The sequence below is a fragment of the Streptomyces sp. NPDC050422 genome, from assembly GCF_044458665.1.
Taxonomy (GTDB): domain Bacteria; phylum Actinomycetota; class Actinomycetes; order Streptomycetales; family Streptomycetaceae; genus Streptomyces.
Genome location: NZ_JBITIE010000014.1, coordinates 20632 through 36385 on the forward strand (window position 1 = coordinate 20632; position 15754 = coordinate 36385).

The window sequence follows — 15754 nt, forward strand, 5'->3', positions numbered from 1 at the left end:
GCTCCCGTATGCCCCTGGCCGTGTACATCCTCGGCCTCTCGGTCTTCGCACTCGGTACCAGCGAGTTCATGTTGTCCGGGCTGCTGCCACCCATCGCCGATGACATGAACGTGTCGATCCCACGGGCCGGGCTCCTCATATCCGCGTTCGCGATCGGCATGGTGGTCGGCGCCCCGCTGCTCGCCGTGGCGACGCTGCGGCTGCCGCGCCGCACCACGCTCATCGCGCTGATCTCCGTCTTCGGCCTCGGCCAGATCGCGGGCGCGCTCGCGCCGACGTACGAGGTGCTCTTCGCCTCCCGGGTGATCAGTGCCTTCGCGTGCGCCGGGTTCTGGGCCGTCGGAGCGGCCGTCGCCATCGCGATGGTGCCGGTGAACCAGCGGGCTCGGGCGATGGCCGTGATGATCGGCGGGCTGTCCATCGCGAACGTGCTGGGTGTGCCGCTGGGCGCCTTCCTGGGCGAGAACCTGGGGTGGCGGTCGGCGTTCTGGGCGGTCGGGGCGGCCTCGGCCGTGGCGCTGGCCGGGGTGGCGACGATGATCCCCCGCATCCCACTGCCGGACGAGAAGCCGCAGCTCAAGCGTGAGCTGGGGATCTACCGCGACCGGCAGGTGTGGCTCTCCATCGTGCTCACCGCGCTCGCGGCGGGCGGGGTGTTCTGTGCGTTCAGCTATCTGGCGCCGCTGCTGACGGACGTCGCCGGGCTGGCCTCGGGCTGGGTGCCGACGGTGCTCGCGCTGTTCGGGATCGGTGCGCTGGTCGGCACGATGATCGGCGGCCGGGTCGCGGACGCGCACCTCTTCGGGGTGCTGCTGAGCGGGATCGCGGCGTCGACGGTGTTCCTGGCCGCGCTGGCGCTGTTCGCGTCGAACCAGGCCGCCGTGATCGTGCTCTCGTTCCTGCTGGGCCTGTCGGCGTTCTATACGGCTCCGGCGCTGAACGCCCGGATGTTCAACGTGGCGGGCGCCGCCCCGACGCTGGCGGGTGCGACGACGACCGCCGCGTTCAACCTGGGCAACACCGGCGGGCCCTGGCTGGGCGGCACGGTGATCGACATGGACTTCGGTTTCGAGGCCACCGCGTGGGCGGGGGCGGCAATGACCGTGCTGGCACTGGTCACGGTGGTCTTCTCGCTGCGCCTGCAGCGCAGCCGCAACGCCTCGTCCCGGCCGGTGGCGGGTGGCCCGGCCGCGGTGTCGCGGCAGGCGGCCGAGGACGCGGCGGTGTGCGCGCCTTCCTCGGCCGGCTGAGCGGGGAGGGGCCCTCAGCCCGGTGCGGGGCGGCCCTTGGGGCGGCGCAGGCCCGCTTCGGTGATGCGGCGGACCAGTTCCTTGGAGCCGATCTGCCGGGCCCCGGCCCGTACCGCGTCCTCGTACCGTGCTTCCGGTACGTCGTAGTGGTCGCGCTCGAACGCGCGGGGCGGGCAGCCGATGGACGCCGCGAAGGTGTGCAGTTCGTCGAAGGACACGTCGCTGACCAGGTGCGACCAGAGCCGCCCGTGCCCCGGCCAGTCCGGCGGATCGATGTAAACGGTCACGGCCGCGGTATCCCGGCGAGCGAGCCGACCGGGGCGACGGCGACCGTCGCCTTCGTGCAGACCCAGTGCGGGTCGGGTCCGAGTTCCGGCTCGACGTCCAGGGCGTGCGGGTCGCCCGCGTCGCAGACCGGGCACAGCGGCCAGCGGCCGTACCGCTCCAGCAGCGCGTCCTGGACGTCCTGGGCGATGAGGCCGACGACGAACTCCACCCCTTCCGGCCACTGCTCGACCCACCAGCGCCGGTGCGTCACCGCGTCCTCGACCAGCGAGACGATCTCCGCCTCGGCGACGTCTCCGGCGGCGAGATCGGCCATGACCAGTGCGCGGGCGGTGTGCAGTGCCTGCTCCAGGGGGTTCAGCTCCATGCAGCCATTGTCCACCTGTGCGCCGGGGCTCCGGTGCGCCCTCGTCCTGCCACAGGTCAGGACCAAAGGGGGGTTGACGGACACTAGGCTTGAAAATATCTTTCAAAGGTGACCAATGACCTGAAGGAAAGTTTCAGCGCTGATTCGCCGCCCGCCCCGGCAGCCCTCGCGGCCAAGGTGCGGACGCTCGCGCCGTCCATGACCCGCTCCATGCAGCGCGTCGCCGAGGCCGTCGCCGGCGACCCGGCAGGCTGCGCCGCCCTGACGGTCACCGGTCTCGCCGAGCTCACCGGCACCAGCGAGGCGACCGTGGTCCGCACCGCCCGCCTCCTCGGCTACCCCGGCTACCGGGACCTGCGCCTCGCGCTGGCCGGTCTCGCCGCCCACCAGCAGTCCGGCGCGGCGCCCGCCGTCACGGCGGACATAGCGGTCGACGACCCGATCGCCGACGTGGTCGCCAAGCTGGCCTACGACGAGCAGCAGACCCTCGCCGACACCGCCGCCGGGCTCGACACCGTGCAGCTCGGTGCCGTCGTGGCCGCGGCCGCAACCGCCCGCCGGATCGACATCTACGGCGTGGGCGCCTCCTCGCTCGTCGGCCAGGACCTGGCCCAGAAGCTGGCCCGTATCGGCCTGATCGCCCACGCCAACATGGACCCGCACCTCGCGGTGACCAACGCCGTGCAGCTCCGCTCCGGCGACCTGGCCATCGCGATCACCCACTCCGGCTCGACGGGCGACGTCATCGAGCCGCTGCGCGTCGCCTTCGACCGCGGCGCGACGACGGTCGCGATCACCGGCCGCCCCGACGGCCCGGTCACGCAGTACGCCGACCACGTGCTGACCACGTCCACGGCCCGCGAGAGCGAGCTGCGCCCGGCCGCCATGTCGAGCCGGACGAGCCAGCTCCTGGTCGTCGACTGCCTGTTCATAGGAGTCGCTCAGCGTACGTACGAGACGGCGGCCCCGGCCCTGGCCGCCTCCTACGAGGCGCTGGCCCACCGCCACAACCCCCGCACCCGCTGACCAACGGCCACCCACCCGCACCCGCAGAACCGCACGAGTTCAAGAAAGCAGAGCCGCTCTCCATGACCTCCCTCACCGACGCCGACGCCACCACCCCCGACGGTTACGGCGAACTGCGCGCCCAGCTCGCCACCCTCACCACCGAGGCGTTCCGCCCCGAGCTCGCCGAGATCGACCGGCTGGCCACCTCGGAGATCGCCCGGATCATGAACGGCGAGGACCGCACCGTCCCGGACGCCGTCGCCGAGCGGCTGCCCGAGATCGCCGCGGCGATCGACGCCACCGCGGCGCGCATGGCCCGCGGCGGCCGGCTGATCTACGCGGGCGCCGGCACCGCGGGCCGCCTCGGCGTGCTGGACGCCAGCGAGTGCCCGCCCACCTTCAACACCGACCCGGCCGATGTGATCGGTCTGATCGCGGGCGGCCCGTCCGCGATGGTCACCGCGGTCGAGGGCGCCGAGGACAGCAAGGAGCTGGCCGCCGCCGACCTCGACGCGCTGGGCCTGACCGCCGACGACACGGTGGTCGGCATCTCCGCCTCGGGCCGTACGCCGTACGCGATCGGGGCCGTCGAGCACGCCCGTGCCAGGGGCGCCCTGACCATCGGGCTCTCCTGCAACGCGGACTCCGCGCTGGGCGCCGCCGCCGAGCACCCCCTGGAGGTCGTCGTCGGCCCCGAGCTGCTCACCGGCTCCACCCGGCTGAAGGCGGGCACGGCACAGAAGCTCGTCCTCAACATGCTCTCGACGATCACGATGATCCGGCTCGGCAAGACGTACGGAAACCTCATGGTCGACGTGCGCGCCTCCAACGAGAAGCTGCGCGCCCGTTCCCGGCGGATCGTCTCGCTGGCCACCGGTGCATCCGACGCCGAGATCGAGGCCGCACTCGCCGCCACCGACGGCGAGGTGAAGAACGCCATCCTGACCATCCTCGGCCAGGTGGACGGCCCCACCGCCGCCACGCTGCTGTCCGCCTCGGACGGTCACCTCCGCGCCGCGCTCGCCGCCGCCCCCCGCGCCACCTGATCTCTCCGTTCCACCCCCGTTCCCCCGCACAGCAAGGCACCACGCACCATGGCTACAGAAGACAAGAACCGCGCCACTGCCGCCGCGATCCTTCCGCTCGTCGGTGGCGCCGCGAACGTCAGCTCCGTTGTCCACTGCATGACCCGGCTCCGGCTGGGTCTGCACGACCGCTCGCTCGTCCAGGACGAGGCACTGAAGGCCGTGCCCGCCGTCATGGGCGTGGTCGAGGACGACACGTACCAGATCGTTCTCGGTCCCGGTACGGTCGCCCGCGTCACCCCTGAGTTCGAGAAGCTCGTCAAGGAGGGCCAGGAAGCGGCCCCGGCCCCCGACCCTGCCGCCGCCCCGCTCACCGCGGAGGAACTGGCCGCGCAGGGTGCCGAGATGAAGGCGGCCAGGAAGGCCAAGAACGCCACGCCGTTCAAGCTCTTCCTGCGCAAGATCGCCAACATCTTCGTCCCGCTGATCCCGGCCCTGATCGGCTGCGGCATCATCGCGGGCCTCAACGGCCTGCTGGTCAACCTGGAGTGGCTGCCCTCGGTCACCCCGGCCCTGGCGGCGATGGCGTCCGGCTTCATGGCACTCATCGCGGTCTTCGTCGGCTACAACACGGCGAAGGAGTTCGGCGGCACGCCGATCCTCGGCGGTGCGGTCGCGGCCATCATCGTCTTCCCGGGCGTCGCCAACATCGAGGCGTTCGGCCAGAAGCTCTCCCCCGGCCAGGGCGGCGTCCTCGGCGCACTGGGTGCGGCGGTGCTCGCGGTGTACGTGGAGAAGTGGTGCCGGCGCTGGGTCCCGGAGGCGCTGGACGTCCTGGTCACCCCGACCCTGACGGTCCTGGTCTCCGGCCTGGTGACGATCTTCGGCCTGATGTACGTGGCGGGTGAGGTCTCCACCGCGATCGGTACGTTCGCCGACTGGCTGCTGTCCAACGGCGGCGCCGGCGCGGGTCTCGTCCTCGGCGGCTTCTTCCTCCCGCTGGTCATGCTGGGCCTGCACCAGGCGCTGATCCCGATCCACACCACGCTGATCGAGCAGCAGGGCTACACGGTCCTGCTCCCGATCCTCGCCATGGCCGGTGCCGGCCAGGTCGGCGCGGCCATCGCGGTCTTCTTCCGCCTCCCGCGCAACGAGTCGATCCGCCGGACCATCAAGTCCGCCCTGCCCGCGGGCTTCCTGGGCGTCGGCGAACCCCTGATCTACGGCGTCTCGCTGCCGCTGGGCCGCCCGTTCATCACGGCGTGCGTGGGCGGTGCGTTCGGCGGCGCGTTCGTCGGCTTCTTCAACCAGCTCGGCGACGCGGTGGGCTCGACCGCGATCGGCCCGTCCGGCTGGGCGCTGTTCCCGCTGCTGGACGGCAACCACGGCCTGGGTGCGACGATCGCGATCTACGCGGGCGGCCTGCTCGTCGGTTACCTGGCGGGCTTCGTCGCCACGTACTTCTTCGGCTTCAGCAAGGACCTGCTGGCGGAGTTCAACGTGTCCCAGGAACCGGCCGCTTCCCCGGTCGCGGCCACCGGCCCGGCCACGGTCGGCGCGGGCGCGGGCCCGGATGCCCTCGCGAAGGAACCCGCGGGGGTCTGACGGACCACGGAACCACGAGAGCGGCGGCGCCCCGGTGGGGTGCCGCCGTTCTCGCTGTCCGCCTCAGACCGGAAAGGCGTCCGTGGCCAAAGTGACGTCGAACGGCGCGGGCATGTCGAGCGGCTTACCGAACGGCACCGGGTCGGAGCGCTTGTACGTACCGTCCTCGTTGGGCTCCGTGAACAGCGTGGCCATCGCCCCGCGCGTATCGAACCGGTCGATCAGCAGGTACATCGGCACTCCGGCGCGGGCGTAGGCGCGGTACTTCTTCGTGCGGTCGTCGCGGGCGTTGCCCTTCGAGGTGATCTCGACGACGAGAAGCGCCTCGGAGGCGTCCACCGGATCGCTGCTCTCGGAGTCGGCGGCATCGATCAACTCGGCCGGCATGACCACGAGGTCGGGAACGTACAGCTTGTCGAGGGGCGCCACGTGCACGCCCAGGGTCTGGTAGATCTCCAGCGCGTCGGGCAGATTCGCGTAGAGACGGCGCTGCACCTTGGCAGCGATGCCGTTGTGATGCGCGTGCGGCGGCGGTACCAAGACGATCTGCCCTTCGTCGATCTCGGCGCGCCACCCCTCGGGCACGTCCAGTTCCTGCCAGGTATGAAGCAGGTAGTCCCACGGGCGGCCTTCAGAGTCCTGCTGGTGTTCGACCATCGCGGCGGTCATCGCGGGTCCCTTCTTCTGAAGCCTGTCCGGGGAGCGTAGATCGACGGTTCGGCGGCACTGGGCCGCTTTCCTCAGCGTCCCACGATCGTGTGACCGGCGCACCGAACACCGCGCGACCGGCATCGCAGGCGGCCTTCCATGAGTGGAGGCATGGGCGGAGGAAGGGACGGGCTCAGCGGCGGGCCGCCTGGCTCCTCACCATGTCCAGCAGCGTTTCGTGCGTCTCCCGGTCGGCCGCCGCGATCAGTCCGCCGGCTCCGCTGTGCGGCGGCAGGCCGCGCAGGTCCGTCACCACGCAGCCGGCGGCTTCGCAGAGCGCGATCCCGGCGGCGAAGTGCACGCTGTCGCGCAGGTCCCCGTCGGTGATGTACGCGGCCCTGCGGCCGGCGGCGACCCAGGCCACGGCCAGGGTGGTGGAGACGACACGCGGCCGGAACCGCTCGGCGAACTCCGGTGCGGCGAGGAGCTCCACCGCCCGGAAGGCGGGGGCGTTGGGGAACTGGGGGTCGAGATTGAGGTCGACCAGGTAGGAGCCGGACGAGGGCGACAACGCCTCGTCCACACCGTCCTTCCGGACGCGGGCGCGCGCCCCGTCGGTCCAGAACACCTCGCCGCTGAACGGGTCCGCCGACGCGGCCGCGGTGACGGCGGGCCCCACCCGAAGGGCGACGTTCACCGCGACCAGCATGTTCCGCACGGCGTAGTTCAGCGTGCCGCACAGGGGGTCGACCAGCCATCTGCGCCGTGCGCCGCCCGGGCCGGTGTGGCCGCTCTCCTCGGCTGTCACGGCGTCATCGGGGCGGGCGGTCCGCAGCACGTCGAGGATGGCCTCCTCGGCGGCGAGGTCCGCGGCCGTCGCGAAGTCGCCGCCGGACTTCTCCGTACGGGGCAGTGAGGTTCCGTACATGTCGCGGACCACCGCCGCTCCCGCCTGCGCGGCTTGGATCGCCAGTTGCGCATCGGGCTTCGTGTCCATGCTCACCATGCCCGGCAGGCTATCGGTGCCCTGCCCCGCCCCTCACCGCGGTAGCCGGCCCTGCCGGTTGGCCTGCGCCGCCGTGGCCGGCCTCAGACGGAGTCGGCGGAGTGCGCGCGATTCCAGTCGTGCAGGATGCCGTCCCAGTCGTGCCGGAGAAGCGACTCGGTGGAGTCCGCGGCCCAGCCGTTCACTTCCTGCCCGTACATGGTCCGGTTCCAGGAGTCGTACGGCTCGGAGGGGCCCGCCCCGTCGAACGACGAGGGCCAGGGCTCGGCCGGGGGTGTGTACAGGGTGCGGGCGTTGTGGAGTGCGCCCTGTGTGGCCTGGGTGGCCTGCGCGGCCTGCGTGGCGGAGATATGCCCGCTGTCCGCGCGTCGGTGACGGCCCCCATCGCGTCGCACCGGGCTGAGACGGCCGTCCGCGAACAGGCGCTGTGCCCGGGAGACCAGTTGCGGAAGCCCGACGCCGAGCCGGGACGCGAGCGCAGCGGCGTCGATCCCCCCGTTCCAGCCCTCGACGAGCAGGGCGTCCAGCGCGGGCGACCACTCCTGGCCCCCTGCGGGTGCCGACGGCTGCAGGGAGGCCCCTTCCGTCCGGGGTGACGGCACGGGGGCCGGCGCCTGAACCGGTCGCGACACGGGGGTCGGAGCATGAACCGGGCGCGGCCCCGCGGCTGTTGCGGTCTCCGCGGCCGGGGTGAAGCGGGAATCGCCCTCCCCGGACCGGATCTGCGAGTCCGCGGCTGGCTCGGGACCACCGGTCGGTGGTGGGGCGAGCAGCGCCTCCGCGAGTGACCGCGCGACGTCCTTGCCCACGGTGCGGCGGGCCAGGCGTACTTCACGCTCGGTCAGCCCCAGCAGTTCGGCGACCGCCCCGTCACTGCCCACCGAGACGGCGAAGGCGGCGAGCATGCGCACCCGCTCGGCCTGGCACCCGTCAAACACCGACTGTGCCTCTCGCACACTGTCGTCCGCACCGCAAAACGCATCGGCCAACACCGCGTGCCGCTCCCACAATTCCCTTGATTCCACAACTGATCAACGTCGACGCGGCCTGTTGGAACCGACGCAGCGATCCAAGATCACCCAGTTGGTCCACTTTTATGAGTGCACCCCTGAAGATCCCTGAAGGCGGAGCATGCGCAGGATCTCCTCCGTCTCTTCGTGGAAGTGCCGATAGGAGGTCAGGCGGCGCCAGTCGGCGTCCAGGACTCCGGGGAGCGTGGCCTCGCGCGCAGCCCAGAGGCTCAGCAACTCGGCGTACAGCGGCGTCGCCTCCGCCCCATCGCTGTCCGACCCCGCAGATCCGTGCGACAGCAGCACCTCGGGGCGGGGGTTCGCGATGCGAGGGCCCGGCAGCCCTCCCGCCCTCCTGTGAGCACGGCCTTGCGGAATCGAAGGGGCGAAACCACTGCCTACCGCTGTCGGGCTGTCAGATGCGCTCATAGTCGTAGAAACGATTCCTTTTCCCTGCCGTCACTCTCGCAACGACCTCCCGGAGCGCGGGGGTACCGAAACGCGCACGGCCGGGAGCAGGACAGAGGCGGCCGGGGAAGGGTTCTCACGAAGTTCCCTCGGCGATCCGGGAGATGGGGTGGTTACGCTACGTGGGTGAAGACCCCGGCCGCCGGGGCCCGCTTCTCGATCGAGGCCGCGTCACGGGGCTCTGCGCCACAGGACATCCCCGGCCGACCCCGGAACGGGCCCGCGCCCTCATCGCGGCAACTGCCCCTGCCGGTTGATCTCCGTGACCCGCGCCCGCAGCGCGAGCCCCGGCGGGGCCGGACGGACGGAGTCGGGCGGACAGTCCCACTCCGCGCCACCTCCGGGGGGCCGTAGCTGCACATACGGCCCGACCCGCCCCATCACCCGGCCCACCCGGCCGTCCCGCACATCGACGGCGAACGCCCCCCGCTCCGGCACGGACGCCTCCGGACCACAGCCACCGTCACCTGCCATGTCCGGCCACCCTTCCGCACCGCGCCCTGTGCCGCTCCTCGATCTCCATGATCCATTCATTCCACGCTGCGTAACCGAAATGCATACCGAGCGTGCCCATTCTTCAGGCGGCCCGGATTGCGCAAGGGCCCAGTCGTCGCGCACCACCCAGTATCGAAATACGAGACAGATCGTCCCGAGGAACAAGACGATCGATACGGTGGTCCCCATGCCCGGCCAGGACACCGAGCGGAACGGAAGGTGCGGCAGATGCCGAAGACGGTCATCCACGTGTTCCACGACGACGACGCCTCGATCACCACGGGGACCCGCGTGGCCCAGCGCATCCAGGAGGTCGCCGCCGAGAACGACACCACCGTCGAGGTGCTGTGCTTCGGGCCGGCCCAGCAGCGCCTCGGCGACGCGGCTCCCTCCGGAGCGAGCGCGGTCTTCAACCGGCAGGTCGACGAACTGATAGCGGAGGGCGTGACCGTGGGCGCCTGCGTCAACGCGGCCCGGGCCGACGGGATGGAGGCCGGGCTCGCCGAGCGCGGGCTGCGCCTGCGGGTGGCCAGGGACGAGTTCCTGCGCTTCACCCTGGAAGGCGCCACGGTCATCTCCTTCTGACGGGCACCGGACGAGGTGACGGGCACCTGACGAGGCGGGGTCCGGAGCCTCAACGCTCCGGACCCCGCCCCTGTCCGTACTGCCGCCGCCTAGCCGACCCGGGTGAACGTCCACTCGGGTGCGCCCCGACCGGCCAGCGTCGCCCGGTCCCCGCTCGGGGTGAGCGTGCCCATGTAGGGGATCTCTGTGAGGCCGAGGGCGACCGGTGCACCGTTCTCGGCCGGACCGTTGATCGTCCACTGGTCCGGCGAGCTGCCGCACGGGCTCAGGAACACCGGCGGCGGGAAGATCTTCACCGGCGACAGACCCAGGCAGCGCTCCTCGTCCTGGCCACTGGCCAACTGCACCGAGCCGTTCGGCAGGTTGCGGACCTGCCAGACCGCATCGTTGCCGCAGGCGCCGAGCTGACCGCCCACGTAGCCCTCGTTGGTCAGCAGACAGGCACCGGTACGCGCGTCCTGGATGAAGTAGGAGCCGTTGTCGGCGGCCTGGGACGGGGTGGTGAGTGCCACGACCGCGGCGGCGGACGCGGCGAGGGGAAGGATCGAACGGATACGCACGGGACTCCTCGTACAGATGTGAGGGAGGGGAGTTCGGGCCGGACAGCCCGACTCACCAAGATCACAAACAATCGGGATCCCACCCCGCCAAACCCACACCATCGGCCGGGGCGCACTCGCAGCAGACCGGCGCACTGCCGCCGGAGCGTGCGCCTGGGGGGCACACCGTCAGCCGCCCACGTACGCCGCCAGGTGCTCGCCCGTGAGGGTGGAGCGGGACTCGACGAGGTCCGCCGGTGTCCCCTCGAAGACGACCTTGCCGCCGTCGTGACCGGCACCGGGGCCGAGGTCGATGATCCAGTCGGCGTGCGCCATCACGGCCTGATGGTGCTCGACGACGATGACGGACTTGCCGGAGTCGACGAGCCGGTCGAGCAGCCCGAGCAACTGCTCGACATCGGCGAGGTGGAGTCCGGTGGTCGGCTCGTCGAGAACGTAGACGCCACCCTTGTCGCCCATGTGCGTGGCCAGCTTGAGGCGTTGCCGCTCGCCGCCGGACAGCGTGGTGAGCGGCTGACCGAGGCTCAGGTAGCCGAGGCCGACGTCGGCGAGCCGGTCCAGGATGCGGTGCGCGGCCGGCAGGTGCGCCTCGCCCGCGCCGAAGAACTCCTCGGCCTCGGCCACCGACATCGCGAGCACCTCGCTGATGTCACGGCCGCCGAGCTTGTACTCCAGCACCGCCGGCTGGAACCGCTTCCCCTCGCAGTCCTCGCACGGGGTGGCGACCCCGGCCATCATCGCCAGGTCCATGTAGATGACACCGGCGCCGTTGCACGTGGGGCAGGCGCCCTCGGAGTTGGCGCTGAACAGCGCCGGCTTCACACCGTTCTCCTTGGCGAACGCCTTGCGGATCGGCTCCAGCAGTCCGGTGTACGTGGCCGGGTTGCTGCGCCGCGAGCCGCGGATCGGGCTCTGGTCGATCGACACCACGCCCTCGCCCGCCGGGATCGAGCCGTGCACGAGCGAGCTCTTGCCGGAACCGGCGACACCGGTGACGACGACGAGCACCCCGAGGGGGACGTCGACGTCGACCTTCCGCAGGTTGTTCGCCGTCGCCCCGCGGATCTCCATCGCACCGCCGGCCTCGCGCACCGTCTCCTTGACGGCGGCCCGGTCGTCGAAGTGGCGGCCGGTGATCGTGTCGCTTGCCCGCAGCCCCTCGACGGTGCCCTCGAAGCAGATGGTGCCGCCGCCCGTACCGGCGCCCGGACCGAGGTCGACGACGTGGTCGGCGATCACGATCGTCTCCGGCTTGTGCTCGACGACGAGCACCGTGTTGCCCTTGTCGCGCAGCCGCAGCAGCAGGTTGTTCATCCGCTGGATGTCGTGCGGGTGCAGACCGATCGTGGGCTCGTCGAAGACATAGGTGACATCGGTGAGCGAGGAGCCCAGGTGGCGGACCATCTTGACGCGCTGCGCCTCACCGCCCGACAGTGTGCCCGCGGGCCGGTCGAGGGAGAGGTAGCCGAGACCGATCTCGACGAACGAGTCGAGGGTCTGCCGCAACGCGTCGAGCAGCGGCGCCACCGACGGCTCGTCGAGATCCGCGACCCAGGTGGCCAGGTCCCTGATCTCCATCGCGCACGCGTCAGCGATGCTGATCCGCTTGATCTTCGAGGAGCGGGCGCCCTCGCTGAGGCGGGTGCCCTCGCACTCGGGGCAGGTGGTGAAGGTGACCGCACGCTCCACGAACGCCCGGATGTGCGGCTGCATCGCCTCCTTGTCCTTGGACAGGAACGACTTCTGGATCTTGGGGATCAGCCCCTCGTACGTGAGGTTGACGCCGTTGACCTTGACCTTGACCGGCTCCCCGTAGAGGAAGTCCCGCAGTTCCTTCTTGGTGTACTTGGCGATCGGCTTGTCCGGGTCGACGAACCCGGACTGGGCGTAGACCTGCACGGTCCACTGGCTGTCCGACTTCCAGCCGGGGATGGTGAACGCACCCTCGGACAGTGACTTGGTGTCGTCGTAGAGCTGGGTGAGGTCGATGTCGGAGACCGCGCCCCGGCCCTCGCAGTGCGGACACATGCCGCCGGTCTTGTTGAACGTGGCCTTCACGGTCTTCTTGTTGCCGCGCTCGACGGTGATCGCGCCGCTCGCCCGGACCGAGGCGGTGTTGAAGGAGTACGCGCTGGGCGGGCCGATGTGCGGCTTGCCGAGCCGGCTGAACAGGATGCGGAGCATCGCGTTGGCGTCGGTGGCGGTGCCGACCGTGGACCGGGGGTCGGAGCCCATCCGCTGCTGGTCGACGCTGATCGCGGTGGTCAGCCCTTCGAGTACGTCGACCTCGGGCCGCGCCAGGGTGGGCATGAAGCCCTGCACGAAGGAGCTGTACGTCTCGTTGATCAGCCGCTGCGACTCCGCGGCGATCGTGCCGAACACCAGAGAGCTCTTGCCCGAGCCGGAGACACCGGTGAACACCGTCAGCCGGCGCTTCGGGATCTCGACGCTGACGTCCTTGAGGTTGTTCACGCGCGCGCCGTGCACACGGATCAGATCGTGACTGTCGCCCACGTGCGGTGCGGCGGCCGACGGCGTGTCCGCCCTCTTGGCCCTGGTCATCGTGTCTCCATCTGTTGGCGGGACCGCTCTCGCGGCCCCGTCGGCTGCGTACGGGTCACGGCCGCGTACGTCCCATGGCCGCGGCCGTGGGACGGCTCAGCGGCGTTCCTGGACACGGATCAGGTTGCCCGCCGGGTCGCGCACCGCGAAGTCACGTACGCCGTACGGCTGCTCGGTCGGCTCCTGGACGATCTCGGCGGTGCCGGCCTGCACCTTCTCGAACGTGCCGTCGAGGTCGGCCGTGGCCAGCAGGACGCGGGCGAAGGTGCCCTTGGCCATCATCGCGACGACGGTGGCGCGCTCCTCGTCGGTGACGGAGGGGTCGGCGTACGGCGGCTCCAGCACGATGGACGTGCCGGGCTGACCGACGGGGCCGACCGTGATCCAGCGCATCGCGCCCTGCCCGACGTCGCCCCGTACCTCGAAGCCGAGGACGTCACGGTAGAAGGCGACCGAGGCGTCCGGGTCGTCGTGCGGAAGGAAGGTGGAGTGAATGTTGATGTCCATGTCCGTCACGCTAATCCGGCTTCCTGGCGGGCGCTTCTCGATTCCTGACCGGTCGTGTCACCTGCTTCTCCACACACGACGGAATCCCCGCCCCGGCCTGTTCCGCCTGCTCCGCCCGTTCCGCCTCGCGCCGGTAGACGCTGGGGGGAACCCCGACCAGCTCGGTGAAGCGGGTGCTGAAGGTGCCCAGCGACGAGCAGCCGACCTCGAAGCAGATCTCGGTGACGCTGAGGTCGCCGCGGCGCAGCAGGGCCATCGCCCGTTCGATGCGCCGCGTCATGAGGTAGCCGTACGGGGGCTCGCCGTAGGCGCGCCGAAACTCCCGGCTGAGATGCCCGGCCGACATGTGCACGCCCCGGGCGAGCGCCTCGACGTCCAGCGGCTGCGCGTACTCCCTGTCTATGCGGTCACGAACGCGGCGGAGCCGCGCGAGGTCGCTCAGGTGCTGTGCAGGGTCGGTTCTGCTGGTCACCTTTGAAGCGTGCCACGCAGGGCCGCGGATTTCCCGGCGTTGCCGCAAGGTCGCACTCGGCCTCGGGCTCTTCCCGGCCATCCGGTCATCCCGGTCATCCCGGTCATCCCCCGAAGAGTCTCCGTGGCCGTGGTGCCGGTGCTTCAGCTGTTCGCCCGTGACGTTCCGGCGCTCGCGTTTCCAGGCGGTACCGACCTGCTGCAGGTGCTCTGGTGCCCCGCTGATCCACTCCGCGCACGATCAGTGGTCGTCCCGTACCTGTGCTCCGATGGCGTTCCGCCTCCGAGGTCGCGTCCGAGCGACCGCTGAGTCCTTCGTGGCGTGGGCGGCTGCGCCGCTGTGGAAGCTCGTCACGGGTGGATGTCACATGCGCGGGCCGGGCGGTGTCTTCATGCCACAAAGGCAGACTTCCAAGGAGAACACCATGGCGCTTCGTATTTCCAAGGCCGAGCTCCCCACCGAGCTCAAGGACAACATGATCAAGCAGCTCGGGGTCGTGCCCGAGAACGTCGAGGTGCTGTGGCACAGTCCCGCCGTCGCCCAGGACAACCTGGAGTTCGGCGGGAAGGTGGGCGCGTGGGACGCGGCCGACGCGGGCCTCAAGTCGTTCGCGCACATGGCCGTCGCGGCACAGGTCGGCTGCAGTTGGTGCCTCGACATCGGGTACTTCCAGGCGCAGAACGACAAGCTGGACCTGGCCAAGGCGAGCCAGGTGCCGCGCTGGCGGGAATCGGATGTCTTCGCGCCGCTGGAGCGGGACGTGCTGGAGTACTCCGAGGCCATGACGAGCACGCCGCTGACCGTCACCGACGAGCTGTACGCGGGCCTGCTCGCCCAGCTCGGCACTGCGGCGATGATCGAGCTCACCGCGTTCATCGCCTACGTCAACCTTGCGACCAGGGCCAACGTGGCGAACGGGGTCGAGTCGCAGGGCTTCTCCTCCGCGTGCGAGATTCCGCTGGCCGGGCGTCCGGAGAAGTCCGGCGTAGCGTCGGCGTCATGACCGAGGACCCGTTCGTCGCGCATCGCAACCTGCTGTTCACGGTCGCCTACGAGATGCTCGGCTCCGCGGCCGACGCGGAGGACGTGTTGCAGGAGTCCTGGCTGCGGTGGGCCGACGTCGACCAGACGCAGGTGAACGACGCACGGGCGTACCTCGTCCGGATCGTCACCCGGCAGGCGCTGAACCGGCTTCGCACGTTGTCGCGCAGCCGCGTGGACTACGTGGGCGAGTGGCTGCCGGAACCGCTGCTGACCAGCCCTGATGTCGCCGAGGACGTCGAACTCGCGGAGAGCGTCTCGATGGCGCTGCTGACGGTGCTGGAGACGCTCGGGCCGACCGAGCGGGCGGTGTTCGTGCTCCGCGAGGTCTTCGACATGCCGTACGGAGAGATCGCGGAGGCCGTCGGGAAGTCCGCGGTCGCGGTACGGCAGACCGCGCGGCGGGCCCGCGAGCATGTGGCGGCCCGGCGGCCGCGGGTCCTGGTGAGCCGAACCGAGCAACAGGCCGTGGTGGAACAGTTCCTGGCCGCTTTACGCACCGGGCAGGTGCGGGAGCTGATGGAGATCATGGCACCGGATGTGGTGCTGGTCGCCGACGGTGGCGGGATTGCGGCCGCCGCGCTTGCTCCGGTCCACGGGGCCGAACTGGTGGCGGCGGTGCTCGGGCGCGCGAACCAGGTGAAGGGGGCGGTCGAGACGACGTCCGTATGGCTCAACGGCGCGCCGGCCGGCCGGATCGAGGTCGACGGCGAACCGGCCGCGGTGAGCCTTGTGGTGGAGGGCGGGCTGATCACCCGGGTCTATCTGGTGAGGAACCCGCGGAAGCTGACGCGGCTGGACGAACCGGCCGGACTCTCCCGGTAGATCGACGCTCTGACAGCGCCGGCATCCGGCACACA

At 70.8% G+C, this 15754-nt stretch carries 17 protein-coding genes; 7 read left to right on the top strand and 10 right to left on the bottom strand.

Going from position 1 to position 15754, the window contains the following annotated elements:
* Positions 1-8: 8 nt before the first annotated feature.
* On the top strand, positions 9-1250 hold the full coding sequence (locus ACIBJG_RS22515) for a Cmx/CmrA family chloramphenicol efflux MFS transporter (protein ID WP_399310169.1): 1242 nt from the start codon (positions 9-11) through the stop codon (positions 1248-1250).
* A 14-nt stretch (positions 1251-1264) separates the two neighbouring features.
* On the opposite strand, the gene ACIBJG_RS22520 is transcribed toward ACIBJG_RS22515, so the two are convergent.
* Both ACIBJG_RS22520 and ACIBJG_RS22525 read right to left on the bottom strand, forming a co-directional pair.
* Positions 1265-1537: a DUF4031 domain-containing protein gene (locus ACIBJG_RS22520; RefSeq protein WP_399309795.1), complete on the bottom strand. Its 273-nt coding sequence runs from the start codon at positions 1535-1537 to the stop codon at positions 1265-1267.
* Positions 1534-1902, bottom strand: coding sequence for a hypothetical protein (locus ACIBJG_RS22525; RefSeq protein ID WP_399309796.1), 369 nt, complete (start codon positions 1900-1902; stop codon positions 1534-1536). Before ACIBJG_RS22525 ends, ACIBJG_RS22520 begins: the two co-directional genes overlap by 4 nt.
* A gap of 108 nt (positions 1903-2010) precedes the next feature.
* On the opposite strand from ACIBJG_RS22525, the gene ACIBJG_RS22530 reads away from it, so the two are divergent.
* The 3 genes from ACIBJG_RS22530 to ACIBJG_RS22540 all read left to right on the top strand — a co-directional run bounded on the left by ACIBJG_RS22530 (position 2011) and on the right by ACIBJG_RS22540 (position 5540).
* Positions 2011-2928: a MurR/RpiR family transcriptional regulator gene (locus ACIBJG_RS22530; RefSeq protein ID WP_399309798.1), complete on the top strand. Its 918-nt coding sequence runs from the start codon at positions 2011-2013 to the stop codon at positions 2926-2928.
* 62 nt (positions 2929-2990) lie between these two features.
* Positions 2991-3956, top strand: a complete 966-nt coding sequence (gene murQ, locus ACIBJG_RS22535) for an N-acetylmuramic acid 6-phosphate etherase (RefSeq protein WP_399309800.1) — start codon at positions 2991-2993, stop codon at positions 3954-3956.
* A gap of 48 nt (positions 3957-4004) precedes the next feature.
* Positions 4005-5540, top strand: a complete 1536-nt coding sequence (locus tag ACIBJG_RS22540; protein WP_399309802.1) for a PTS transporter subunit EIIC — start codon at positions 4005-4007, stop codon at positions 5538-5540.
* Between the two features lie 63 nt (positions 5541-5603).
* Here ACIBJG_RS22540 and ACIBJG_RS22545 read toward each other — a convergent pair whose 3' ends face one another.
* The 4 genes from ACIBJG_RS22545 to ACIBJG_RS22560 form a co-directional block, all read right to left on the bottom strand.
* Positions 5604-6209, bottom strand: a complete 606-nt coding sequence (locus tag ACIBJG_RS22545; RefSeq protein ID WP_399309804.1) for a Uma2 family endonuclease — start codon at positions 6207-6209, stop codon at positions 5604-5606.
* 172 nt (positions 6210-6381) lie between these two features.
* Positions 6382-7194 carry an inositol monophosphatase family protein gene (locus ACIBJG_RS22550; protein WP_399309806.1) on the bottom strand — a complete coding sequence of 271 codons (813 nt, stop codon included), beginning with the start codon at positions 7192-7194 and terminating at the stop codon, positions 6382-6384.
* An 83-nt stretch (positions 7195-7277) separates the two neighbouring features.
* Positions 7278-8132, bottom strand: a complete 855-nt coding sequence (locus tag ACIBJG_RS22555) for a hypothetical protein (protein WP_399309808.1) — start codon at positions 8130-8132, stop codon at positions 7278-7280.
* 768 nt (positions 8133-8900) lie between these two features.
* A complete protein-coding gene (locus ACIBJG_RS22560; RefSeq protein ID WP_399309810.1) occupies positions 8901-9146 on the bottom strand; it encodes a hypothetical protein in 246 nt (81 codons plus the stop codon).
* A 249-nt stretch (positions 9147-9395) separates the two neighbouring features.
* Between ACIBJG_RS22560 and ACIBJG_RS22565 the strand changes: the two genes are divergently transcribed.
* Positions 9396-9752 carry a hypothetical protein gene (locus ACIBJG_RS22565; RefSeq protein ID WP_399309811.1) on the top strand — a complete coding sequence of 119 codons (357 nt, stop codon included), beginning with the start codon at positions 9396-9398 and terminating at the stop codon, positions 9750-9752.
* Positions 9753-9841: 89 nt separating this feature from the next.
* Here ACIBJG_RS22565 and ACIBJG_RS22570 read toward each other — a convergent pair whose 3' ends face one another.
* The 4 genes from ACIBJG_RS22570 to ACIBJG_RS22585 all read right to left on the bottom strand — a co-directional run bounded on the left by ACIBJG_RS22570 (position 9842) and on the right by ACIBJG_RS22585 (position 13853).
* The gene (locus tag ACIBJG_RS22570) at positions 9842-10312 is read right to left on the bottom strand and encodes a hypothetical protein (protein WP_399309813.1); all 471 of its coding nucleotides are present in this window, start codon (positions 10310-10312) and stop codon (positions 9842-9844) included.
* 168 nt (positions 10313-10480) lie between these two features.
* Positions 10481-12874, bottom strand: coding sequence for an ATP-binding cassette domain-containing protein (locus ACIBJG_RS22575; protein WP_399309815.1), 2394 nt, complete (start codon positions 12872-12874; stop codon positions 10481-10483).
* A 96-nt stretch (positions 12875-12970) separates the two neighbouring features.
* Positions 12971-13381 carry a VOC family protein gene (locus ACIBJG_RS22580; protein WP_399309817.1) on the bottom strand — a complete coding sequence of 137 codons (411 nt, stop codon included), beginning with the start codon at positions 13379-13381 and terminating at the stop codon, positions 12971-12973.
* A gap of 10 nt (positions 13382-13391) precedes the next feature.
* Positions 13392-13853: a helix-turn-helix transcriptional regulator gene (locus tag ACIBJG_RS22585; protein WP_399309819.1), complete on the bottom strand. Its 462-nt coding sequence runs from the start codon at positions 13851-13853 to the stop codon at positions 13392-13394.
* A gap of 424 nt (positions 13854-14277) precedes the next feature.
* Here ACIBJG_RS22585 and ACIBJG_RS22590 point away from each other — a divergent pair, with 424 nt between their 5' ends.
* Positions 14278-14856: a carboxymuconolactone decarboxylase family protein gene (locus ACIBJG_RS22590; RefSeq protein WP_399309821.1), complete on the top strand. Its 579-nt coding sequence runs from the start codon at positions 14278-14280 to the stop codon at positions 14854-14856.
* Positions 14853-15719, top strand: coding sequence for an RNA polymerase sigma-70 factor (locus ACIBJG_RS22595; RefSeq protein ID WP_399309823.1), 867 nt, complete (start codon positions 14853-14855; stop codon positions 15717-15719). The genes ACIBJG_RS22590 and ACIBJG_RS22595 overlap by 4 nt, the downstream gene beginning before the upstream one ends.
* The last annotated feature ends 35 nt before the right edge of the window (positions 15720-15754 follow it).

What these genes read in the sequence shown, in the direction of transcription:
- ACIBJG_RS22595 (WP_399309823.1), top strand. Translation starts at nt 14,853, where the DNA reads ATGACCGAGGACCCGTTCGTCGCGCATCGCAACCTGCTGTTCACGGTC.
- ACIBJG_RS22565 (WP_399309811.1), top strand. Translation starts at nt 9,396, where the DNA reads ATGCCGAAGACGGTCATCCACGTGTTCCACGACGACGACGCCTCGATC.
- ACIBJG_RS22545 (WP_399309804.1), bottom strand. Translation starts at nt 6,209, where the DNA reads ATGACCGCCGCGATGGTCGAACACCAGCAGGACTCTGAAGGCCGCCCG.
- ACIBJG_RS22575 (WP_399309815.1), bottom strand. Translation starts at nt 12,874, where the DNA reads ATGACCAGGGCCAAGAGGGCGGACACGCCGTCGGCCGCCGCACCGCAC.
- ACIBJG_RS22540 (WP_399309802.1), top strand. Translation starts at nt 4,005, where the DNA reads ATGGCTACAGAAGACAAGAACCGCGCCACTGCCGCCGCGATCCTTCCG.
- ACIBJG_RS22590 (WP_399309821.1), top strand. Translation starts at nt 14,278, where the DNA reads ATGGCGCTTCGTATTTCCAAGGCCGAGCTCCCCACCGAGCTCAAGGAC.
- ACIBJG_RS22515 (WP_399310169.1), top strand. Translation starts at nt 9, where the DNA reads ATGCCCCTGGCCGTGTACATCCTCGGCCTCTCGGTCTTCGCACTCGGT.
- murQ (WP_399309800.1), top strand. Translation starts at nt 2,991, where the DNA reads ATGACCTCCCTCACCGACGCCGACGCCACCACCCCCGACGGTTACGGC.
- ACIBJG_RS22550 (WP_399309806.1), bottom strand. Translation starts at nt 7,194, where the DNA reads ATGGTGAGCATGGACACGAAGCCCGATGCGCAACTGGCGATCCAAGCC.
- ACIBJG_RS22580 (WP_399309817.1), bottom strand. Translation starts at nt 13,381, where the DNA reads ATGGACATCAACATTCACTCCACCTTCCTTCCGCACGACGACCCGGAC.
- ACIBJG_RS22525 (WP_399309796.1), bottom strand. Translation starts at nt 1,902, where the DNA reads ATGGAGCTGAACCCCCTGGAGCAGGCACTGCACACCGCCCGCGCACTG.
- ACIBJG_RS22560 (WP_399309810.1), bottom strand. Translation starts at nt 9,146, where the DNA reads ATGGCAGGTGACGGTGGCTGTGGTCCGGAGGCGTCCGTGCCGGAGCGG.